This window comes from Bradyrhizobium zhengyangense, from assembly GCF_022012555.1.
GTDB classification, from domain to species: Bacteria; Pseudomonadota; Alphaproteobacteria; order Rhizobiales; family Xanthobacteraceae; genus Bradyrhizobium; species Bradyrhizobium zhengyangense.
In genome coordinates this window covers 128,455-145,931 of the sequence record NZ_JAKLTZ010000014.1, presented here as the reverse complement: position 1 = coordinate 145,931, position 17,477 = coordinate 128,455, and the positions used below count along the sequence as shown (strand labels likewise).

At 57.5% G+C, this 17,477-nt stretch carries 9 protein-coding genes and 1 tRNA gene; 7 read left to right on the top strand and 3 right to left on the bottom strand.

The features are described from left to right. Positions 1-271: 271 nt before the first annotated feature. The gene (chpT, locus tag L6639_RS34440; RefSeq protein ID WP_237866058.1) at positions 272-925 is read right to left on the bottom strand and encodes a histidine phosphotransferase ChpT; all 654 of its coding nucleotides are present in this window, start codon (positions 923-925) and stop codon (positions 272-274) included. A gap of 206 nt (positions 926-1,131) precedes the next feature. Here chpT and L6639_RS34435 point away from each other — a divergent pair, with 206 nt between their 5' ends. Continuing rightward, positions 1,132-1,959 carry a 3'(2'),5'-bisphosphate nucleotidase CysQ family protein gene (locus L6639_RS34435; protein WP_237866057.1) on the top strand — a complete coding sequence of 276 codons (828 nt, stop codon included), beginning with the start codon at positions 1,132-1,134 and terminating at the stop codon, positions 1,957-1,959. On the opposite strand, the gene L6639_RS34430 is transcribed toward L6639_RS34435, so the two are convergent. Next, the gene (locus L6639_RS34430; RefSeq protein ID WP_237866056.1) at positions 1,953-2,438 is read right to left on the bottom strand and encodes a YHS domain-containing (seleno)protein; all 486 of its coding nucleotides are present in this window, start codon (positions 2,436-2,438) and stop codon (positions 1,953-1,955) included. The two genes, L6639_RS34435 and L6639_RS34430, sit on opposite strands and share 7 nt — an antisense overlap. Before the next feature lie 141 nt (positions 2,439-2,579). Here L6639_RS34430 and L6639_RS34425 point away from each other — a divergent pair, with 141 nt between their 5' ends. From L6639_RS34425 to L6639_RS34400, 6 genes are all read left to right on the top strand, one after another. Then, positions 2,580-3,188, top strand: a complete 609-nt coding sequence (locus L6639_RS34425; RefSeq protein ID WP_237866055.1) for a DUF1134 domain-containing protein — start codon at positions 2,580-2,582, stop codon at positions 3,186-3,188. 119 nt (positions 3,189-3,307) lie between these two features. After that, positions 3,308-4,603: a coiled-coil domain-containing protein gene (locus L6639_RS34420; RefSeq protein WP_237866054.1), complete on the top strand. Its 1,296-nt coding sequence runs from the start codon at positions 3,308-3,310 to the stop codon at positions 4,601-4,603. Between the two features lie 159 nt (positions 4,604-4,762). Next, positions 4,763-4,837: transfer RNA gene (locus L6639_RS34415), tRNA-Val, on the top strand. 608 nt (positions 4,838-5,445) lie between these two features. Beyond that, positions 5,446-7,905, top strand: a complete 2,460-nt coding sequence (locus tag L6639_RS34410) for an AAA family ATPase (RefSeq protein WP_237866053.1) — start codon at positions 5,446-5,448, stop codon at positions 7,903-7,905. Between the two features lie 42 nt (positions 7,906-7,947). Further along, positions 7,948-9,117, top strand: coding sequence for an McrC family protein (locus tag L6639_RS34405; RefSeq protein WP_237866052.1), 1,170 nt, complete (start codon positions 7,948-7,950; stop codon positions 9,115-9,117). 168 nt (positions 9,118-9,285) lie between these two features. Beyond that, entirely contained in the window at positions 9,286-14,262 is a 4,977-nt protein-coding gene (locus L6639_RS34400) for a glycosyltransferase (RefSeq protein WP_237866051.1), read from the top strand. A gap of 599 nt (positions 14,263-14,861) precedes the next feature. Here the strand turns inward: L6639_RS34400 and L6639_RS34395 are convergent. Further along, complete coding sequence (locus L6639_RS34395; protein WP_237866050.1) at positions 14,862-17,204, bottom strand: hypothetical protein; 2,343 nt, start codon at positions 17,202-17,204, stop codon at positions 14,862-14,864. Between the last annotated feature and the right edge of the window lie 273 nt (positions 17,205-17,477).

Sequence of the window (17,477 nt, the reverse complement as noted above, 5' to 3'; positions counted from 1 at the left end):
CTTCACCAGCTGATTGTCGACGGTGTCCAGGCTCTCGCTGGTCTCCGTCAGAAACTCCCGCAACAGATCATCCATGAAAACAGGCCTTCATACAGGGAGGGCGCGCACGAGACGTGATGCGCCAGATCGGAATGGGGCCAGCTTCACCGCAAAGCGTTTAATATTGGTTGAGTATGTGCAAAAGAACGGAACCAACAAAGAGATAAGGCGCTCCGGACAAGCCGAAGCGCCTCGTAAAGGATAGATTAACGTCTAAGGGCGATACGCGCGTTTACGAAGCGGTAACGATGACGGCTTCGCCCTCCAGCTTGAGCGTCACGGTGAGCCCGCAGGCCTGCGCCAGTAGCCGCGTGTAATAAGGCTGGATCGCGTGAGCGTCGGCTGCCGGGCCACGCTCGCCGCTCAGCAGCTCGGAGATGTTCTGCGGCAGGCGCGCGTTGTGTCCGGTCGCGGTGATGCGGAAGCTCATCGTCTCGCCTTCGCCGATCGCATCGACTGTCAGCATGCCGCCGCGCGGGATCGTGTGCTGGGAGACGACCAGCATATTGAGCAGCAGCTTGACGCGATTCTTCGGCAGCAGCAGTCGCGGCAGATTCCACGTGATCGTGCACTTGCCGTCCTCGATGTGGCCCTTGGCCATGGTCTGGGCATCGCCGAGGTCGATCTGCGCGCCGGAGGAGCCGGCCGCGCCGAAGGCGAGACGACAGAATTGCAGGCGGGCGGAGGCGGTCTTGGCACTCTTGCGGATCAGGTCGAGCGCGAATTCGCGATCCTCGGGCTTGGGATCGTCATCGAGCACTTCAAGCCCATTGACGATGGCGCCGACCGGGCTGATGAGATCATGACAGACCCGCGAGCACAAAAGGGCCGCGAGTTCGAGCATATCGGGAGCAGAAGCGGTAGCGGGTGACGGAGCGTCAGACATAAAGGGTTCCTGGAATTGCACGGCGCGGACGCGGCGAATCACGCATGGCTTGGACTGTCGCTGCGGGTTCTATCATTCGCCAGCCCGTGGCAGGAAGCTTGCGATAGGTTCGAAGCGGCCATAAGGGGACACGGGCGAATCACGTGAAGAGGGGCAAGACTTGCCACAAGACTTGCCGATGAACAGGACTTGCCGATGAATGAGGCATGCGGGTGAGGAACATCGACGGCGAGGCCGCTGACCGGCTGATGGAGCCCCTGACCGCGCTGGTGGTGCAGGCCGGCGAGGCGATCCTTGGCGTCAATCGCGGAGCGATGCGGGTCGATGGCAAGCAGGACGGCTCGCCTGTCACCGAGGCAGACCTCGCCGCCGACCGGATCATTGCCGAAGGCCTCGCCCGGCTCGCGAACGACGTGCCGACGCTCTCGGAAGAGCGGACCCATCTCGCCTCGCCGCCATTTTGCGGCAGCTTCTTCCTGATCGATCCACTCGACGGCACCAAGGAATTCGTCGCCGGCCGCGACGAATTCACCGTCAACCTCGCTCTGATCACCGAGGGCGTGCCGCTGCTCGGAATCGTCAGCGCGCCCGCGCTCGGGGTGCTCTGGCGCGGCATCGTCGGCCGCGGCGCCCAGCGCGTGACATTTGCCGGCACCACCATCGGCGCCGCCGAGCCGATCCGGACCCGCAAGCTGCCCGGGCATGGCGAGCCCTGGATCGCGGCGGTGAGCCGTTCGCACGGCGACCCCAAAAGCGAAGCTTTCATCGACAACAGGCCCAACGCCGTCAGAAAGACCTGTGGCTCGGCCGTGAAGTTCGGTCGGATCGCGGAGGGCAGTGCCGACATCTACCCCCGCTTCGGGCCGACTTGTGAATGGGACGTGGGAGCGGGCTGCGCGGTGGTGACCGCGGCCGGCGGCAAGGTCACCGACGGCAAAGGCGGCGAAATCAGGTTCGGCGAACGGGGCGACACCGGTTTCATCATCCCTGATTTCATCGCCTGGGGCGACGCCGAAGCGGTAGCGACCTACTGACTGAGCTTGTCCTGCAGCGCCGGCCAGCGCTTGCCCACCTCATACAGGAAGCGTTCGGGGTCGGCGGCGAAGGCGTCGCGATTATGTTCCCGGCTGAACAGATAAAGCCGCTGTGCCGAGATCACGAAGAAGCGGGGATTGCCGGCGACGGTGACGCCGCGGGCGATGTCGACGGGATCATAGCCGCCGAACTGCGGTCCATAGATCTCGGGATGGGACAGGAACTCCGCCCGGTTGCCCTCATTGCGGAAGCGCCAGACCGCGCCCCAGAGATTGGCCTCGAACTCCGCCGTCCCCTGCTCGGCTCCGCCATCGACGAAATAGGCCACGGGGTCGAAGCCCTCGATGGCGACGCCGGAGAAGCGATTGACGACGATGCGCTCGGTGGTGGCAGCCCGTGCAGGCAACCAGGACAGGCCGAGCCAAATGCCCGCCAACAGGCAGACCAGACGGCCGATCAAGGCAATTCCGGGGCGCAAAGGGCTATCTTCCTGCCGTTGTGCCGTCATAGTTGCTGCGGATAACATCCGAGTCGAGGGGACATCCGGCGCAACCTAGAGCCGTGCCTAATAGCATCAGGTTAAGGGAAGCGGACCGGGATCGATACCAGGGGTTCTTTTATGACTTTCGCATCACGCCTTGCCGCAGTGGCGCTCATCGCGCTGGCTGGCTGGACCGTGCCGGTCTCCGCCCAGACGGCCGCGCCGCCGCCGGACCTGCCGCCGCCGCAGCGGACCCCGACTCCCAATACCTACGGTCCGGACGAGCTTGTCACCGCCGGCCACCGCTTCTTCGGCAATGTGTCGCGCGGGCTCGCCTCGATCATCGAGAAGGCGGTCAGCCAATGGGGCCTGCCGAACGGCTATATCCTCGGCGAGGAAGGCTCCGGCGCCTTCGTCGCCGGCCTCCGCTACGGCGAAGGCACGCTCTACACCAAGAACGCCGGCGACCTGCGCGTCTACTGGCAAGGTCCCTCGCTCGGTTTCGACTGGGGCGGCGACGGCGCGCGCACCATGACGCTGGTCTATAACCTGCCCGCCACCAACGCGATCTACCAGCGCTTCGCCGGCATCGACGGCTCGGCCTACATCATCGGCGGCTTCGGCATGACGGCGCTCACCGCCAACAACATCGTGCTGGTGCCGATCCGCTCCGGCCTGGGCTTACGCCTCGGCGCCAATATCGGCTATCTCAAATATACGCCGCGGGCGACCTGGAACCCGTTCTAGGGTTCTCTCCTCCGATCCCGTTGAGGATTCACGTTAACAACAGGGCGGGGCTGGCTTTTTGCCGGCCCGCCATGCATTGTCTTTGGTAAATTTTTCCTTGTCTGTCGGAGCTCTGAACCATGGTCGAACCGATCATGTACCTGGCGATCGGTTTCCTGCTGTCGATGCTGTGCGGGCTCGCCATCGTGCCGCTGGTGCATAACCGCGCGGTGCGCCTGACCACGCGACGGCTCGAGGCGGCGACGCCCTTGTCGATGGCGGAGATCCAGGCCGACAAGGACCAGCTCCGCGCCGAGTTCGCCATGTCGGCGCGCCGGCTGGAGATGAGCGTCGACCAGCTCAAGAACAAGACCACGAGCCAGCTTGCCGAGCTCGGCAAGAAGAGCGACGCCATCAACCGCATGAAGATCGAGCTCGGTGAGAAGAACGCGACGATCTTCGCGCTCGAGGCGCGCGAGAAAGCGGTGAAGGAACAGCTGCGCGCCACCGAGGAGGAGTTCAGCGCCAAGACCGAGGCGCTGCGCGAGGCCGAGATCGCGCTGAGCAACAAGCAGGGCGAGCTCGCCAAGATCAACTCCGAACTGTCGGACCGCTCGATGATGGCGGAGACGCGCCAGGTCGAGCTGGTCGCGGTGCGGGCCCAGATCGAGGAACTGAAGAACCGCGTCGGCGATGCCGAGAAGGAATTTGCCGCGACGCAGGCCCGCCTGACGCAGGAGCGCTCGGAATCGGAGACCGTCTCGCGCGAGCTCGGCGACGCGCGTGGCCGCGTCGAGAGCCTGAGCCAGCGCGTCACCGACCTCGATCGCCAGCTGATCGTGCAGGTGAAGGAAGCCGAGATGCTGTCGGGGCGCGTCGCCGATCTCGAAGGCCGCCTCGCCACCCAGGGCAAGCTGCTCGCCGAGCGCGACTATGAGAACAACCAGCTGCGCCAGACCAACGAGGGCTCCGAGCGCACCATCAAGGAGCTGCGTGTCGAGATCGCTGCATTGAGCGGCGGCAAATCGTCGGCCGCGATGGAGACGCTGCGCACCGAGAAGGCCGCGCTGGAAGAACAGCTGCGCACCGCCCGCGACGAGCGCGCGAAGCTCCAGCGCGACATCAACGCGATCCAGCAGCAGGCCGAGAGCTCCTGGGCGACCGAGCGCATGGAGAACGCGCTGTTGCGCGAGCGCATCAACGACATCGCCGCGGAAGTGGCAAAACTCGCGATGCAGCTCGAGGGCCCGAACTCGCCGATCGAGGCGCTGCTGGCGGCCGAGGCCGGCCAGCCGCCGAGGCCCGCGCCGCGCCCGGCCAACGGCGTCGCCAGCAATGGCGCAGCAAGCCCCCTCCCCGAGGGCGGCGGAACGCTGGCCGAGCGCATCCGCGCGCTCCAGGCCCACGCCTCCCGTGCCCGCCAGCAGGGCACGTAAGCGGCCTAAAATCCGGCCCCGCCGCCGATTTGAGCAACCGAGATAAGGTTTTCCGGCCCCAGGCCGCCTGAAAACTTGACACTGATAGCCCGCACTTCTAAATCGCGGGCTCCGATGCGCCGGCCGGCCGAAAAGTCCGGCCGCCTGCATGATGGTCCCGGGCGCATAGCTCAGCGGGAGAGCGTTCCCTTCACACGGGAGAGGTCCAAGGTTCGATCCCTTGTGCGCCCACCATGTTTTTCAATGGGTTAGGGACCGAGCTTCAAGGCCGCAGGCGCCCCTGACAGCACCATGACAGCACGGCGGCCTACCCAATGTCGTGCGTCCTCCCCCTGCCATACCCCGAAGAACTCGCGGCGAACGCCCGCAACGCCTCCCGGCAAATTTTTGCGCAGCTAGACTTCCTGAGGCGATTGAGCTGGCTCAGCCCAGTCGAGCGTGTGCAGAGCCGGTTTGGCCTCAAGCCATCTAAAACCGCCCCCCATAGCAAGCGCTCGACGCGCGGAGTTCAAATAGCGACGTGAGATTGACCTCTGCCGCGATTAGCGCCCCAACGAGGCTCATTGCTCGTCGCGACGTTCAGCACGAGCGAACAGCAAGGGTCTGTCTGCATCTGTTTGCACGATGATGAAGGGGGAGCTGACGATCCTCACTCCGCTTTAACCCGCCCAAGGGAGCAATCGAATGGCGCGTGTGCGCGATACATGTGACCGGTGGGGCGAGGACACGGCGAGGAATATACTTTGGTAGCAGGGCCCTCGGCTGCATTGCCATCGGGGAGATTGTTGCAGCAAGATGCAACTAAGCGTCATGACTATGCACGCATGCAACTGAGGTGAGGAATGCCACTGCCCGAGGTCACTCCTGAGCGCATCGAGGACGCGCTCATTCAATTTGACCGCGAGGATCGTACCCTGCCGAAATGGCAGGACTGGGAACAGAACGGTAACTTCAAACACGCTATAGCGAGGAATGGTCTCCTATACCCCGTTAAGGAGATCGTCTCTGCAGCCACCGGAGTGCCGAGCTCCGATTTCAGTGGAGGCCCAGAGGCAAACAATTATCTTCGCAAGCTTGGATTTCGGATCGAGCCCCTGCGGCTACCTTCGGAAAGCGAGGTAAGAGCCGCTCTCCACGATCTTCTCATAGCCAAAGCCCCTACGCCTGTAGAGCCTGCTGAAGCGTACAGGGATCTCGCCGATCGGTTCGATCTTCCCGAGCGTCTTCGCTCCAAGTTGATGGAGAACTCCAACGAGAACCACTGGCAAAATCGCGTTCGCTATTCGCGGCTCAAGCTGGTGGAGGCTGGCGTAATCGACAATTCTCAGCATGGCACTTGGCGGCTTCTTACTCGCGATCACCCTGCCGTCTGGATCGAAAAATCGTTGGTAGAAGGTCGGATCGATCGAACCAGAGGTGCACACGCGTTAGGCCAAGCCTTATGGTCGCCACTTCGTGCAGCGAATGGCGCCGACATTTATAGAAATATGCGGCTGGTCCAACCCAACGATTTCATCCTGCACCTCACGGACAACTCAGCCTTCACGGGAATATCCGTCGCTGATGGCTTTGCCAAAACCGATTTCATTGGCGTCGAGGGAACCGCTTGGGCCGGCGCGGACTGTTATCGTATTCCGCTGCGCGATTTCACGCAGATCGCACCCCCGTTGACCCGTGAATTCTTAAGCGATCCCCACGTCCGAAACCGCCTTAGCGAAATTCGGCGTACGCATTCCAACTTGTTCTATGAAGCCGACTTAGACCTTCGTCAGGGTGGTTATCTTACTGAAGCCCCTAACAGCCTCGTCGCGCTCCTCGATCGCATTTACACCGATCAGACGGGGCGTCACCTCCTCGGTACTGAGGCTTGGCTGGCTCTCGGCCTATCAGACGAACCCGTTGTATTAGCCGCCCCGGGAGAACAATCGACCGAAATTCAACATCGAGAACCGTCACGCGTTTGGCTGTATGCGCCCGGCTCTAATGCAAGCCATTGGAGCGAATTTCATCGAACAGGAATTGCGGCCATCGGCTGGGACAATGTAGGAGACCTGAGTTCATATCGGGACGCGGCATCGATAAAGGCGCGAATGGATCAAGTCTCAACGCAGCCGCAATCTCTCGTGAACGCCAATCAATGTCTCGACTTTGCCCACAACATGTCGCCCGGCGATTTGATCTTCGTGAAGCAGGGACGCCGAGAGATAATCGGATTTGGCACGGTCAAGTCCGACTATCGGTTCGAGCCTGACCGCCCGTTCTTTCGCCACGTGCGCGATGTTGATTGGCAGAGCTCCGGATCGTGGCCGACGGCGTCCCATCGAACACTCTCGATGAAGACGCTTACCGATATTACTGATGACGAAGCTCTCATCGATGAGCTCGAGCAATTACTGGGCGGGTCCGTTCCTACACCAATTGCTGCAGTTTCGGTCCCCCCGCAGTTGCCGGAGTACACGATAGAGGACTTTTCCGCTGAAACGGCCATCTCTCAAGAGACCATTGAACTGTGGCTGACCCGCCTGAAGCGCAAGCAGCAGTTGATCTTTCAGGGACCTCCCGGCACTGGTAAGACATTTGTAGCTGAGCGGCTCGCCCGTCTCCTGACTTCAAACACCCACGGCATTGTCGATCTGGTGCAATTCCACCCGTCGTACGGATACGAAGATTTTATGCACGGAATTCGTCCGGTTACGCAGGGCGGACAAATCCTTTTCGAAAGAATACCCGGTCGGTTCTTACGGTTCTGTAGAGCTGCGCGGGATGTGGCAGACGGATCGCCGTGTGTGCTGATTATCGACGAGATCAATCGCGGAAATCTTTCGCGCATCTTTGGCGAATTGATGTATCTCCTCGAATATCGAGATAAGACCGTTCCGCTTGCTGGCGAAGAAGGACGCTTTGGCATCCCGCCCAATGTTTACATCATCGGCGCAATGAACACGGCGGATAGGTCAATAGCTCTCGTCGATCACGCCCTTCGCCGCCGCTTTAGTTTCATACATCTGGAGCCCGACTACAATGTTCTGCAGAGCCAGCTCGAAAGGCATGGACTAGCCGCGTCCGCACTGGTTGACGCTCTGAAAGCTGTAAACGTCGCTATTGCGGACAGAAACTATGAGGTCGGCATTTCCTTCTTTCTAAAGGATGGCGCGTCTCTTCGCGACACCCTTCAGGATGTCTGGGAGGGCGAGATCGAGCCCTATCTCGAAGAATATTTCTACGATCAGCCAAGCAAGCTTGAACCACTACGATGGAGGAGCCTTTCCGAGGGCTTGCTTGCATCTTGGTCCAATCCGTAGGCCAGAGGCATGCGGCGTGTAATAGATATTCGGGAAGAGGAGATGGCGCGACTGCCTCGCTCTTCGCTGACCGATCCAGATATTCTCGGATTGAAGCATTCGCGGAAGTTCGAGATCGACCCACCATCAATTTTAAACGGCGATACGATCGGACTGCGGTCGCATGGATGGATTGGATCAATTCCCATCGGGGACGATCTTCTGATCCGCATCCATCCCAAGGTGCCGATCGCTAATTTGTTCGGAATGCTCGAGCTTGCTTACAAGCTCCGCTCATTTCGGCTGTTCGACGGTGAAACTCAAGTTGAAAGCCTCGATGATATTTATGAGCGGATCGTGTCAATACTCGCTCGCAGAGTGCTGGATCGCGCACGAAAGGGACTTTATCGGAGCTACTCTAGCGAGAGTGACACGCTGCCATATGTCAGGGGCGCTATTGATCCAGTGAACGCTCTGTTGAACGCACGGCGCGGCATCGCCAATGTCCCTTGCCGATTTGAGGAACACACTGCTGACCTTGTGGAAAATCAGCTCCTGAATTGGACGCTCCACGCCGTCCGCAGGCAAGCCCTTGGGAGAGAACCAGTTCGCACCGAACTCGACCGTGCCCGCCGCGCTCTGTCTGGCACGATCTCTCTAAAGCCATTTGCCCCAGCAGATTGCCTGAACAGAATTTATCATCGCCTCAATGACGATTACGCGCCGATGCATGGGTTATGCCGATTTATTCTCGAACAAACAGGTCCGACCTTAAAATCTGGCGACCGAAGCTTTATTCCCTTTGAACTCGAGATGCCCAACTTGTTCGAGGTATTCGTCGCGGAGTGGCTACAGCAAAACTGCCCTCCAGATGTCGTCGTTCGATCTCAATATCACGCGCAGCTCGACGCCAGCTTTAAGATACAGATACGCGTGGATGTTCTGCTTTGTGAAAAGGTGACGGCTAGGCCGATTGCTGTGTTGGACACAAAGTACAAGATAGCGGATCGTCCAGCAGACGACGACATCTATCAGATTTCATTCTACGCGCGCGAGCTTGGTGCCAATAGAGCGATCTTAGTGTATCCAGCCCCACTCACGGCGCCATTCCACATGCACCATGGCGGCAACATAAGGGTTGAGAGCCTGTCATTCGACATCGGAGCGCCATTGAGCGTAGCTGGTTCCGCGTTTGCGCGAACATTAACAACATCGCTGGGACTACAGAGTTGAGACGGCACTGTAAGCTACGCCGAGCCGAGGATGCGCACGCGCCATGCATGAATTGACACCCTGCGGCAACCACCTGACGGCACCTGCGTTGCCGTCCATGGGCGGCACTAGAGTTTCATCCTGTGCTGCCGCAATTGTTAATCGCTATTCTGGAGTGCGTTAGGTCCAATGAACGAAGAAAATGGTACATCGGAGCGCTTCTGGTTTCCGAAAGACGCGGAGATCCCTTTAGACGATGGATACTTGGAAGATCTGAATGATCTTGGACTTCCATCGCTAGCTAGTAAGCGACTGGAGGATGAGGCGCACAAATCGTGCGTGGTTCTCTTAGGAGCTCCCGGTCTTGGCAAAACGACTGAGATGATGCGTTTGGCTGAAGCAGCTCGGCTGCGCGGCGAAGCCGTCGAGTTTATCTCTCTCGGTCAAGTCTCATCCGCAGCGGCTCTTACCTCCGCGCTCCTCTCGTCAGAGCATGCGCTTGAGTGGCGCGCGAGCAACCGAATATGGAACGTGTTTCTGGATGGAATTGACGAAGCGCTGATCAATCTCGCGCCAGTCGATAAAACGATCGCAAGCGTGATCTTGTCCATCCTCCAATCTGATGGTCTCCCATCTACACTGAGGCTACGGCTAAGCTGTCGATCGGCCGAATGGCCAGCGCCCCTCGAAGAAGAGCTTCGCACGATCTGGGATGACGCTGAATTCTCTGTCCTTGAACTTGCGCCATTTCGCCGTAGCGATAGCGCGCGCACTGTAGCGAACAGCCTGCCAAAAGCTGACGCCGATCGCTTTTTGCAATCAATCGACGCGATGGAAGTCGGCCCCCTTGCAAGCCGCCCGATCACGTTACGAATGCTGGTGAATGCTTACCAGCAGCAGAGAGAGCTTTTTGGCAATCAAGTTCAACTTTACAGGAACGGCTTGCTTGCGCTTATCGAAGAAGCCAATGCAGCTCGTCGTTTCAATGTACAAACTTGGTTGTTGGATGCGCAATCCAAGCTAATTGTTGCTGCACGAATTGCTGCGAGCACAGTTTTCTCAAATAGCTCGGGAATATGGATCGGCCACCGGGCAGACGTTCCCGATAACCGTATCGCAATCTTGTCAGATTTGTCCGGTGGCCACGAGCCGTCATTGAATGCCAGCTTTCCGGTCGGTGAGCTTGAGTTAATTGATGTTCTGCATACGTCGCTCTTCACAAAGCTTGGGACCGATCTATTCGCTTGGTCGCACAAGACCTTCGCTGAATTTTTGTCCGCATACTATCTTGTCTGTCACAAACTAACGACAGACGAGGCTCTCAGTTTACTCCGAGGCGGTGACGAAGCAGAGGCTATCCCGCCACAGCTGCATGAAGTCGCGGCATGGCTAGCTGGCATGATGCCCGATGTGTTTCGTGCTCTGGCTCGCAGTGAACCTAATGTTCTGCTGCGTAGTGATGTATCGACGGCGACGCCCGAAGATAAGCGCACTCTTGTTCTGGAGCTTCTTAAGAAGATTGATGAAGGTGAAGCTCACGATTTCCAGCATGATCTGAGGACTAGATACGATAGCCTGAACTATCCCGATTTGGCCAGCGACCTGAGGCCGTTCATCGTTTCCACGAACAAGAACAGGGTCGTCAGGCGCGTGGCGATTGATCTTGCAGAGGCGAACAACATTGTCGGCCTCGCCACTGACTTGGTTTCAGTCGCGCTAAACTCCTCCGAGGATCTTCACGTCCGGTCCCAAGCCGCCGCCGCCATTTCGAAAATGACATCGACATCGGCCAAGGAAGCGCTGACGCCCTTCGTGCTGCGCGATCACCCTGAAGACATTGATGATGACTTGAAGGGCTATGCACTATTGGCGCTGTGGCCCGCGCAACTCACAATGGAGAGTTTGCTCGCCGCGCTCTCCCCTCCTAAAGACCGTTCTTATTTTGGCGCCTACTATCGGTTTATCACCGATCTCGAATTGGAGGAGCTGAACGAAAATCAAGCACTACAGGTGCTCGAGTGGCTATCCGCTGTCGGATCAGACAACCGCGAGTACATCTTCAATAGATTGATTGTCAAACTTCTTGGAGCGGTATTCGATGCGTGCGTATCGCCGATCGTACGCGGGAGGCTCGCGGAGTTTTTACTCGGTGCGGCCCGCTCGGGTGAATTCTGGTCATACGACGAAGACGTCAGAGAAGCATTTAGTGATCATTTTGATGCTGCTGACGACAAGAGACGGGCCCTAATTAATGAGCTGATTGCGAGGGGGCAGACCGCCGCAGCCGCAGCTGAAGTATCTTGGCTCTTCAGCAGCCAGCCCGCTATAGTCTCGAGCCGCGACCTTGGCTGGTTATGCGATGAGCTCAGCGCGGAAACGGAGGGCTCTCGCAGACGCTTTTTAGTAGGGCTGATCGTCGATCAGACATTTCGTCAGCCATTAGATGGTCTGTCGTTTGTTTGGGAGGCTGCTCGATCGCAGGGCGATCTAAGCGATGCACTGATCGCAGCTTATAGTGTGCAGCTTGATGCTGAGAATGCTAGATGGCAGCGTGACGATTGGCGACGTCGGCAACGAAACGCCGAGAGCAGTGTTCAGCCCGAGCAGGTCTTGGAGAGGATTGTTCGCGCTGAGCAAGCTATGGAGCAAGACGTCAACGAGTGGTGGCGACTTAACCTTCTGTTTTTTGCTCGGCTGAAAGATTTTGAGTATCGTCCTGAATTCACCTCGGATCTTACACAGTCCCCCTTCTGGAAACTGCTGAACGATAAACAGCGTAGCAGCCTAGTCGAGGCGGGGAAGCGGTATTTGACGTCCGCCCCAGTTGACTGGTCTTGGCTCGGCACTAGCACCTTCCATCGCCCATCTGCCGCCGGGTATCGCGCTATCAGATTGGTCAGATCTCTCGCTCCCAGCTCCTACGAAGCTTTCGGTCAAAAGCTGTGGAGGAAGTGGGGGCCGGTTGCCGTAGGCGTCTCGTTTAGCGAAGGCGAAGGGGACAATGATGCACAGCGGGAGATTGTCGCAGATGCCTATCATGCGTCGCCGCATGCGGCGCTGGCCGCCGTCAAGCGACTGATTTCCAAAGTAGAGAGTGCGCATGACGTCCGTCGCATCGTCAGACTGTTCGAGGGAGCATTCGACGAGCGCATTGGACAAACGCTTTGGGCCACGATGTTGAGCCTGCCGGCTCACGACGGGAAGGTTAGCCCAATATTGGATTTTCTGGTTCGCCAAGCTTATGCGCCCGCACGTGATCTCGTTCTTAACTTTCTTGCCAATCCGGCGTCCGACGGTGTCTATGGCGTGGATACGATGCTCTCGGCTGCATCGGTGCTGCTGCGACAAGATACCGCTGAGTTCTGGCCGTACATGGCCTCGCTATCGCAGATCGACAGTGAGTTATTCTTTAAGCTGATTAGGTCGATCGCGCATCTAGACGAATATCGGTCGCCCAGCTTTTCTGAAGCCCTTACCGAGACGGCGATTGCTGATCTATTCGCTTGGCTTCATCACCACGCCCCCTCCGAGGAGAAGGATCGTCCTGTCGAAGAGCCGGGAAGCCTCGGAGAGTTGCAGAGAACGTTGGTCCAAGAGCTGGTGGGGCGCGGCACACCAGCCGCAGTCGCTGCCTTGCAGGAGCTTTCCCTGAAATGTCCCGATCTGGAATGGTTGCGATGGAAGATTGTGGACGCGCGAGCTGAGCTCGCCGCAAAGGGATGGAGATACCTTGATCCGGCAGAAGTGATAGCTCACATCTCTGGTCTAAGACCGCTCCCTCAAGTCCGAAGCGAAAAGGAGGCGATCAAAGCCGCCAAGCGAGCAGCACAACAGACTGAGGTCGAGGCAGCGGTCTCATTGGACTACGTTTCCAGCGCGGCTGAGGACATCCAAGTCGTTCTGCCGGATAAGACCGCCGCCCCGGTTGCTATAACTCCTCATGTTATTTTGACGGTCGCGACGGAGTGGAGTTCGGGGCACGGCGGCATTTCGACGTTAAATAGGCAGTTTTGTACTGCATTGGCCTCCCTAGGCCACGATGTAATTTGTCTCGTGCCGAGGCCAACGCCCTCGGAAATAGCTGAGGCGCTCCGGGCTAAGGTTCGCCTTTTCGCTTGCGATGCTGCGGGGCAGACCGATCTGGAACGAATGTTATTGGCCTATCCTTCCGCATTGAAGGGCATTCATCCAGATGTAGTTGTTGGTCATGATCACATTACTGGAACTATCGCGTCTCACATCGCGGAAGCGCGAGACGTTCCGTACGTTCATTTTGTTCACACTCTGCCAGAAGAAATCGAGCCGTTGAAGTCACGGAGCGGCCAACATCCTCTCAGAGGAGGCGACAAGGCAGATAGACAAGTGGAACAGTGCCGCAAATCGCAATTGGTGGTTTGTGTCGGTCCTCGCATCTTCGCCGAAATGGCAACCCGCCTGTCCGGTGATGACGTGCAGCTATTTAATCTCTTGCCGGGACTAGACCACACTCTGCTGACCCATAGGGTCGATTTGAAAGTGCCCCGACTGCCTTTTTGCTTATTTCTGGGGCGGCTTGAGGATGCAGATCTCAAAGGCGCAGGTACGGCATGCGAAGTGATCCGCTACTTGAATACAAATTGGACTTGGTCAAAGAGCCAGCCTCTCCTTATCCTTCGCGGATTTGATCCAGACAACGTTTATAGAGAGCTAAGCTCACTAGGCGTAAGCTCGCCGGAAGAATTTACTCGTTGCCGCGCGTACAGTGCCGATGCTGGATTGATCGCTAGAGATATCAAGAGTTCATCGTTGGTGATGATGCCATCGAAGCGCGAGGCGTTTGGCTTGGTTGCATTAGAGGCGATTGCGGCGGGCATTCCCGTGCTAATTTCCGCTCAAAGCGGCGTAGCTCAATTTCTGCTTGAGCCCGATATCTCCGCTCAAATAGGTCCGAACATTGTCGATCGCTGCATCGCTGACGTTGATGGCCGCGATAGCAAGACCATCGTAAAGGACTGGGCAGATCGGTCTTATGAAGCCCTGACCAATCGCGAACGCGCGTTCGCCGACGCTGCTCACATGCGAGATGTATTGAAGCCGCTATTGACTTGGGAGCGATCCGCAGCCGCCTTTTCGACCGAATTGGACAAACTGATCGGAAACGGGCTGGGAACAACAGCATCCACATAGCCTCGAGTTACAAACCCTTGTCCATGACACCAATTCACGAAAGGGGCCGCTCTCGATCAGCACGCTCGAAGATAGTTCAGCAAAAAACCTTTCGATCTAGGTCGCCGGATACAGAGCCGAGTATCCTCGGTACGCATTCGGCACGAAAAGTATCGGTCAGCGACTTCTGGAACATGCGCGGATAGCTGTCAGGCTTTTCCGAGGAAACCCGTCGTGCGGCCCGCACCGGAGACTATCATCTGGCAGACCTGCACCGGCAAGCCGATGTCGAAGCGGCGCAGAGGATGCGAGAGGGGCTGCTGGTGCGAAGGTGCCCGGCAAGGTCCGGAAATATCCGCAGCGAGGTGACAAGCTGGCTGCGCTGATGATGGGAATACAAATGCGCTGATAGCGCCCATCCGATTACAGCCACCACCCGCCTGCACGCCTTCCAGTCCCGCAACTGTGAAGGCCGCGCCGGCGACACAGGCAATGCATGCAAAGTTCGGCCAGCGGTGTGTCTATTGTTCTGCGTGTTCGCAGAAACTTTACTGACAGCCGATCGCGCCTCCTTTGATCACGATCTGCATCGCCTCATGCTTGACCTCATCGAGACCAATTCAGGCGAGGAAAGGTCGATGTTCGGGTCCAAACTTATCTGTAGTCAATAACTCGAAGTCAATTCCCGCGTCATTCAACTTCGTCGTGGCTTGATCGAGGAATTTGGGCCTGCCTTGCCGTGTATCCATGACTGCCAACATCGCAATGTCCGGACGCAGATGTAGCGCCTGATCGATCAAGCTATCGACATGAGGGCGCCGCAGACTGTTCCAAGAAGATTTTACTTCGCAAAGAAGGCTCTTCCCATCGGTCAGCACCAGCAGATCGGCCTCTGCATCATGGCTTTCGAGATCCTTCTTCGACCAAAACCATGTCGGCCCGACGAACATGAAAGAGTATCGCGATCTCTGACGCAACGCAGACAGCGTCCATATTAACGAAAGAACGCTGTGATCCCTTAGGCACTCGATCAAAAAATCATTCGGCCGGAATAGCCAGCGGATATTCACGGGTGTCGGCTCGGCCGCCTTGCAAATTCTGCAGGTCTGTTCTGCTGCCAGCCCATCGAGATCAATCCAGTTGCGATGGTGGCAGCGTCCACATGTCCATCGGTGCCCTTGGAAGAGCATCTTTCGACTTCGAAACTCAATAAGACAGTCGTCGAGCGATCCTTCTTCATCAAGAAAACCATCATTCTCTTTCAAAGCTGGCTGCCAATTATTGAACCAGTACCATGCACAATAGGCCCCCCACCTACGTTGTAGATCAGCGTAGGAGATAAACTCGCGCGGGATTTTTGTGGTCTTCGCTGCTTTTGCGATTAGCGTTCCAAGCGTCTTGATATCTTGCTCATTTTTTAAATCGAACGCCGGCTCAAAACGCGAGCGCTCTCTGAGAGAGCTAATCACCGATGCCACGTTATCGCCGGACGGATTGGTTACCCCGCCCAACGCAGCAAAAATCTCTTGGAGGAAAGGATGAAGCAGCAAGCCCGCCGCGCGCTGCAATCCATTGGTCATCCCGAGAATGCCGGACAAATACCGCGCTTCATTCGAGCGAGACAAGTGATAGGCGCGGGGCGAAAAGTACGGGTCTGGATCTTTGTAATTCAAATTCCTGGAATTATCGTGAAGAAAAGCATAACTGACTGCCTCCTCGATCGTGGGCACCGCGATGCTTCGGATTGAACGTTGACTACAAACCGGCAATGAAAGACTTCCGAGCTGACCTGACCTTGCCCAGTGAAGAGGGATCGGGGAGCTGGCGTCATATTTTACCTTGAACGCGCCAGCTACTCTCCAGCGACGAGCAAGCATCCAAAAGTTCGAATTGCTGAAGGGTGGGCGCGGCCCATCATCCTCGAAGACAAAGTCCGATATCCAGTGACCGTTCGTGAATAACTGACGTGGCGGGGCGTCCGTCAAGTGGTCGGGATAAACGGCTGGCGGGTGAGCGTCTGGGGGCGACCATTCAAATCGCGTCCAGCTCGGCCGACGCAATTCAAACTCGCCAAATGTTACCTGCGCCCGTTCGAGCTCGACCTTCGTCGGTACTACGTCTTCCAAAGAGGTAATTGCCTCACTGCGAACCATGCTCCATAGGCGAAGTGACCTAATACGGTCGTACGCACACCTTAGCTGATCTGCTGCCAATGAAGCGGATCGAACCACCAATTGCGGTTGACCGCCAGAGCCAGCATTGACGTGATTTTGTAGGTTCAGAAACTCAGTCAGGACCGAGACGAACTCTTCGTCCTGAAGTTGGTCGGGGTCAACTCTGAAGCAACAAAGTTCGCGATCTAGCCAACTAGGTATTAGTAGACGCGCATTCCAAAACAGGAGCCGATCGGAAAATTCCTCTCCGACCACAAGATTGAACGCGCCGCTCCAACGCCCTGCTCGAATGTCTACTTTTGGTGCGTAGATTGTCGATGAGAGTGACAGACTTATTGCTCGGCGTTGAGCAACAAACTGAAATCCTTCAAGCTCTGTTCTCAGCGTCTCCAAGTCTGGCGGAATGCCAAATCGGGGGGAAGCGTGCTCCGGCGAAACAACGCTGAGCAGGTTGCCAGCCGTTCGCGCATCCGGCGGGAACATGCCAGTCGACCTGCAATAGTGATAGGTACCAAAATTATCGGTGAAAAATCGCGATGGAGTTTCGGTGTGCCAGCTGTCTAAGATCTTGAACGGTGCTGTTGGATTATGACGCGCTAACACGAAGAGGGTAGAGAGTGAGCAGAGAGGGTCAAAGCCATATCTCGGCTTTAATCCGTGAACATCAAAACGGCCGTCAAATTCGTGTTCGATGTAGGCAGATGGATAAATTCGCTCGTGCAACTGGCGAACTTTCCCAGCAGCAAGAGACAAATAGGAGTAAATGATGTCAGGATCAAAGGCCTCCAACCACGGCCAATAGGCGCCTACAATCTCTCCGCCAACGCACGGGACGACAAGACTGAAGCGGCCGCCCCACCGATCGTAACAGTCGGCAAAGACGCCGTCTAAGATTGCGTGCGCTTGCTCGCCGTCCTGAACGAGGAAGGCGACACGTAGCGGTCTCTGTCTAGTCCAACCACCTAATGAATTGCTCACGGTAGGATTTTATCGTGCTCGCGGCTGATTGGGAGCAACTTGACAACAAAAAAAGCAGCTACCCCCAACTTCGAGTGATCCCGA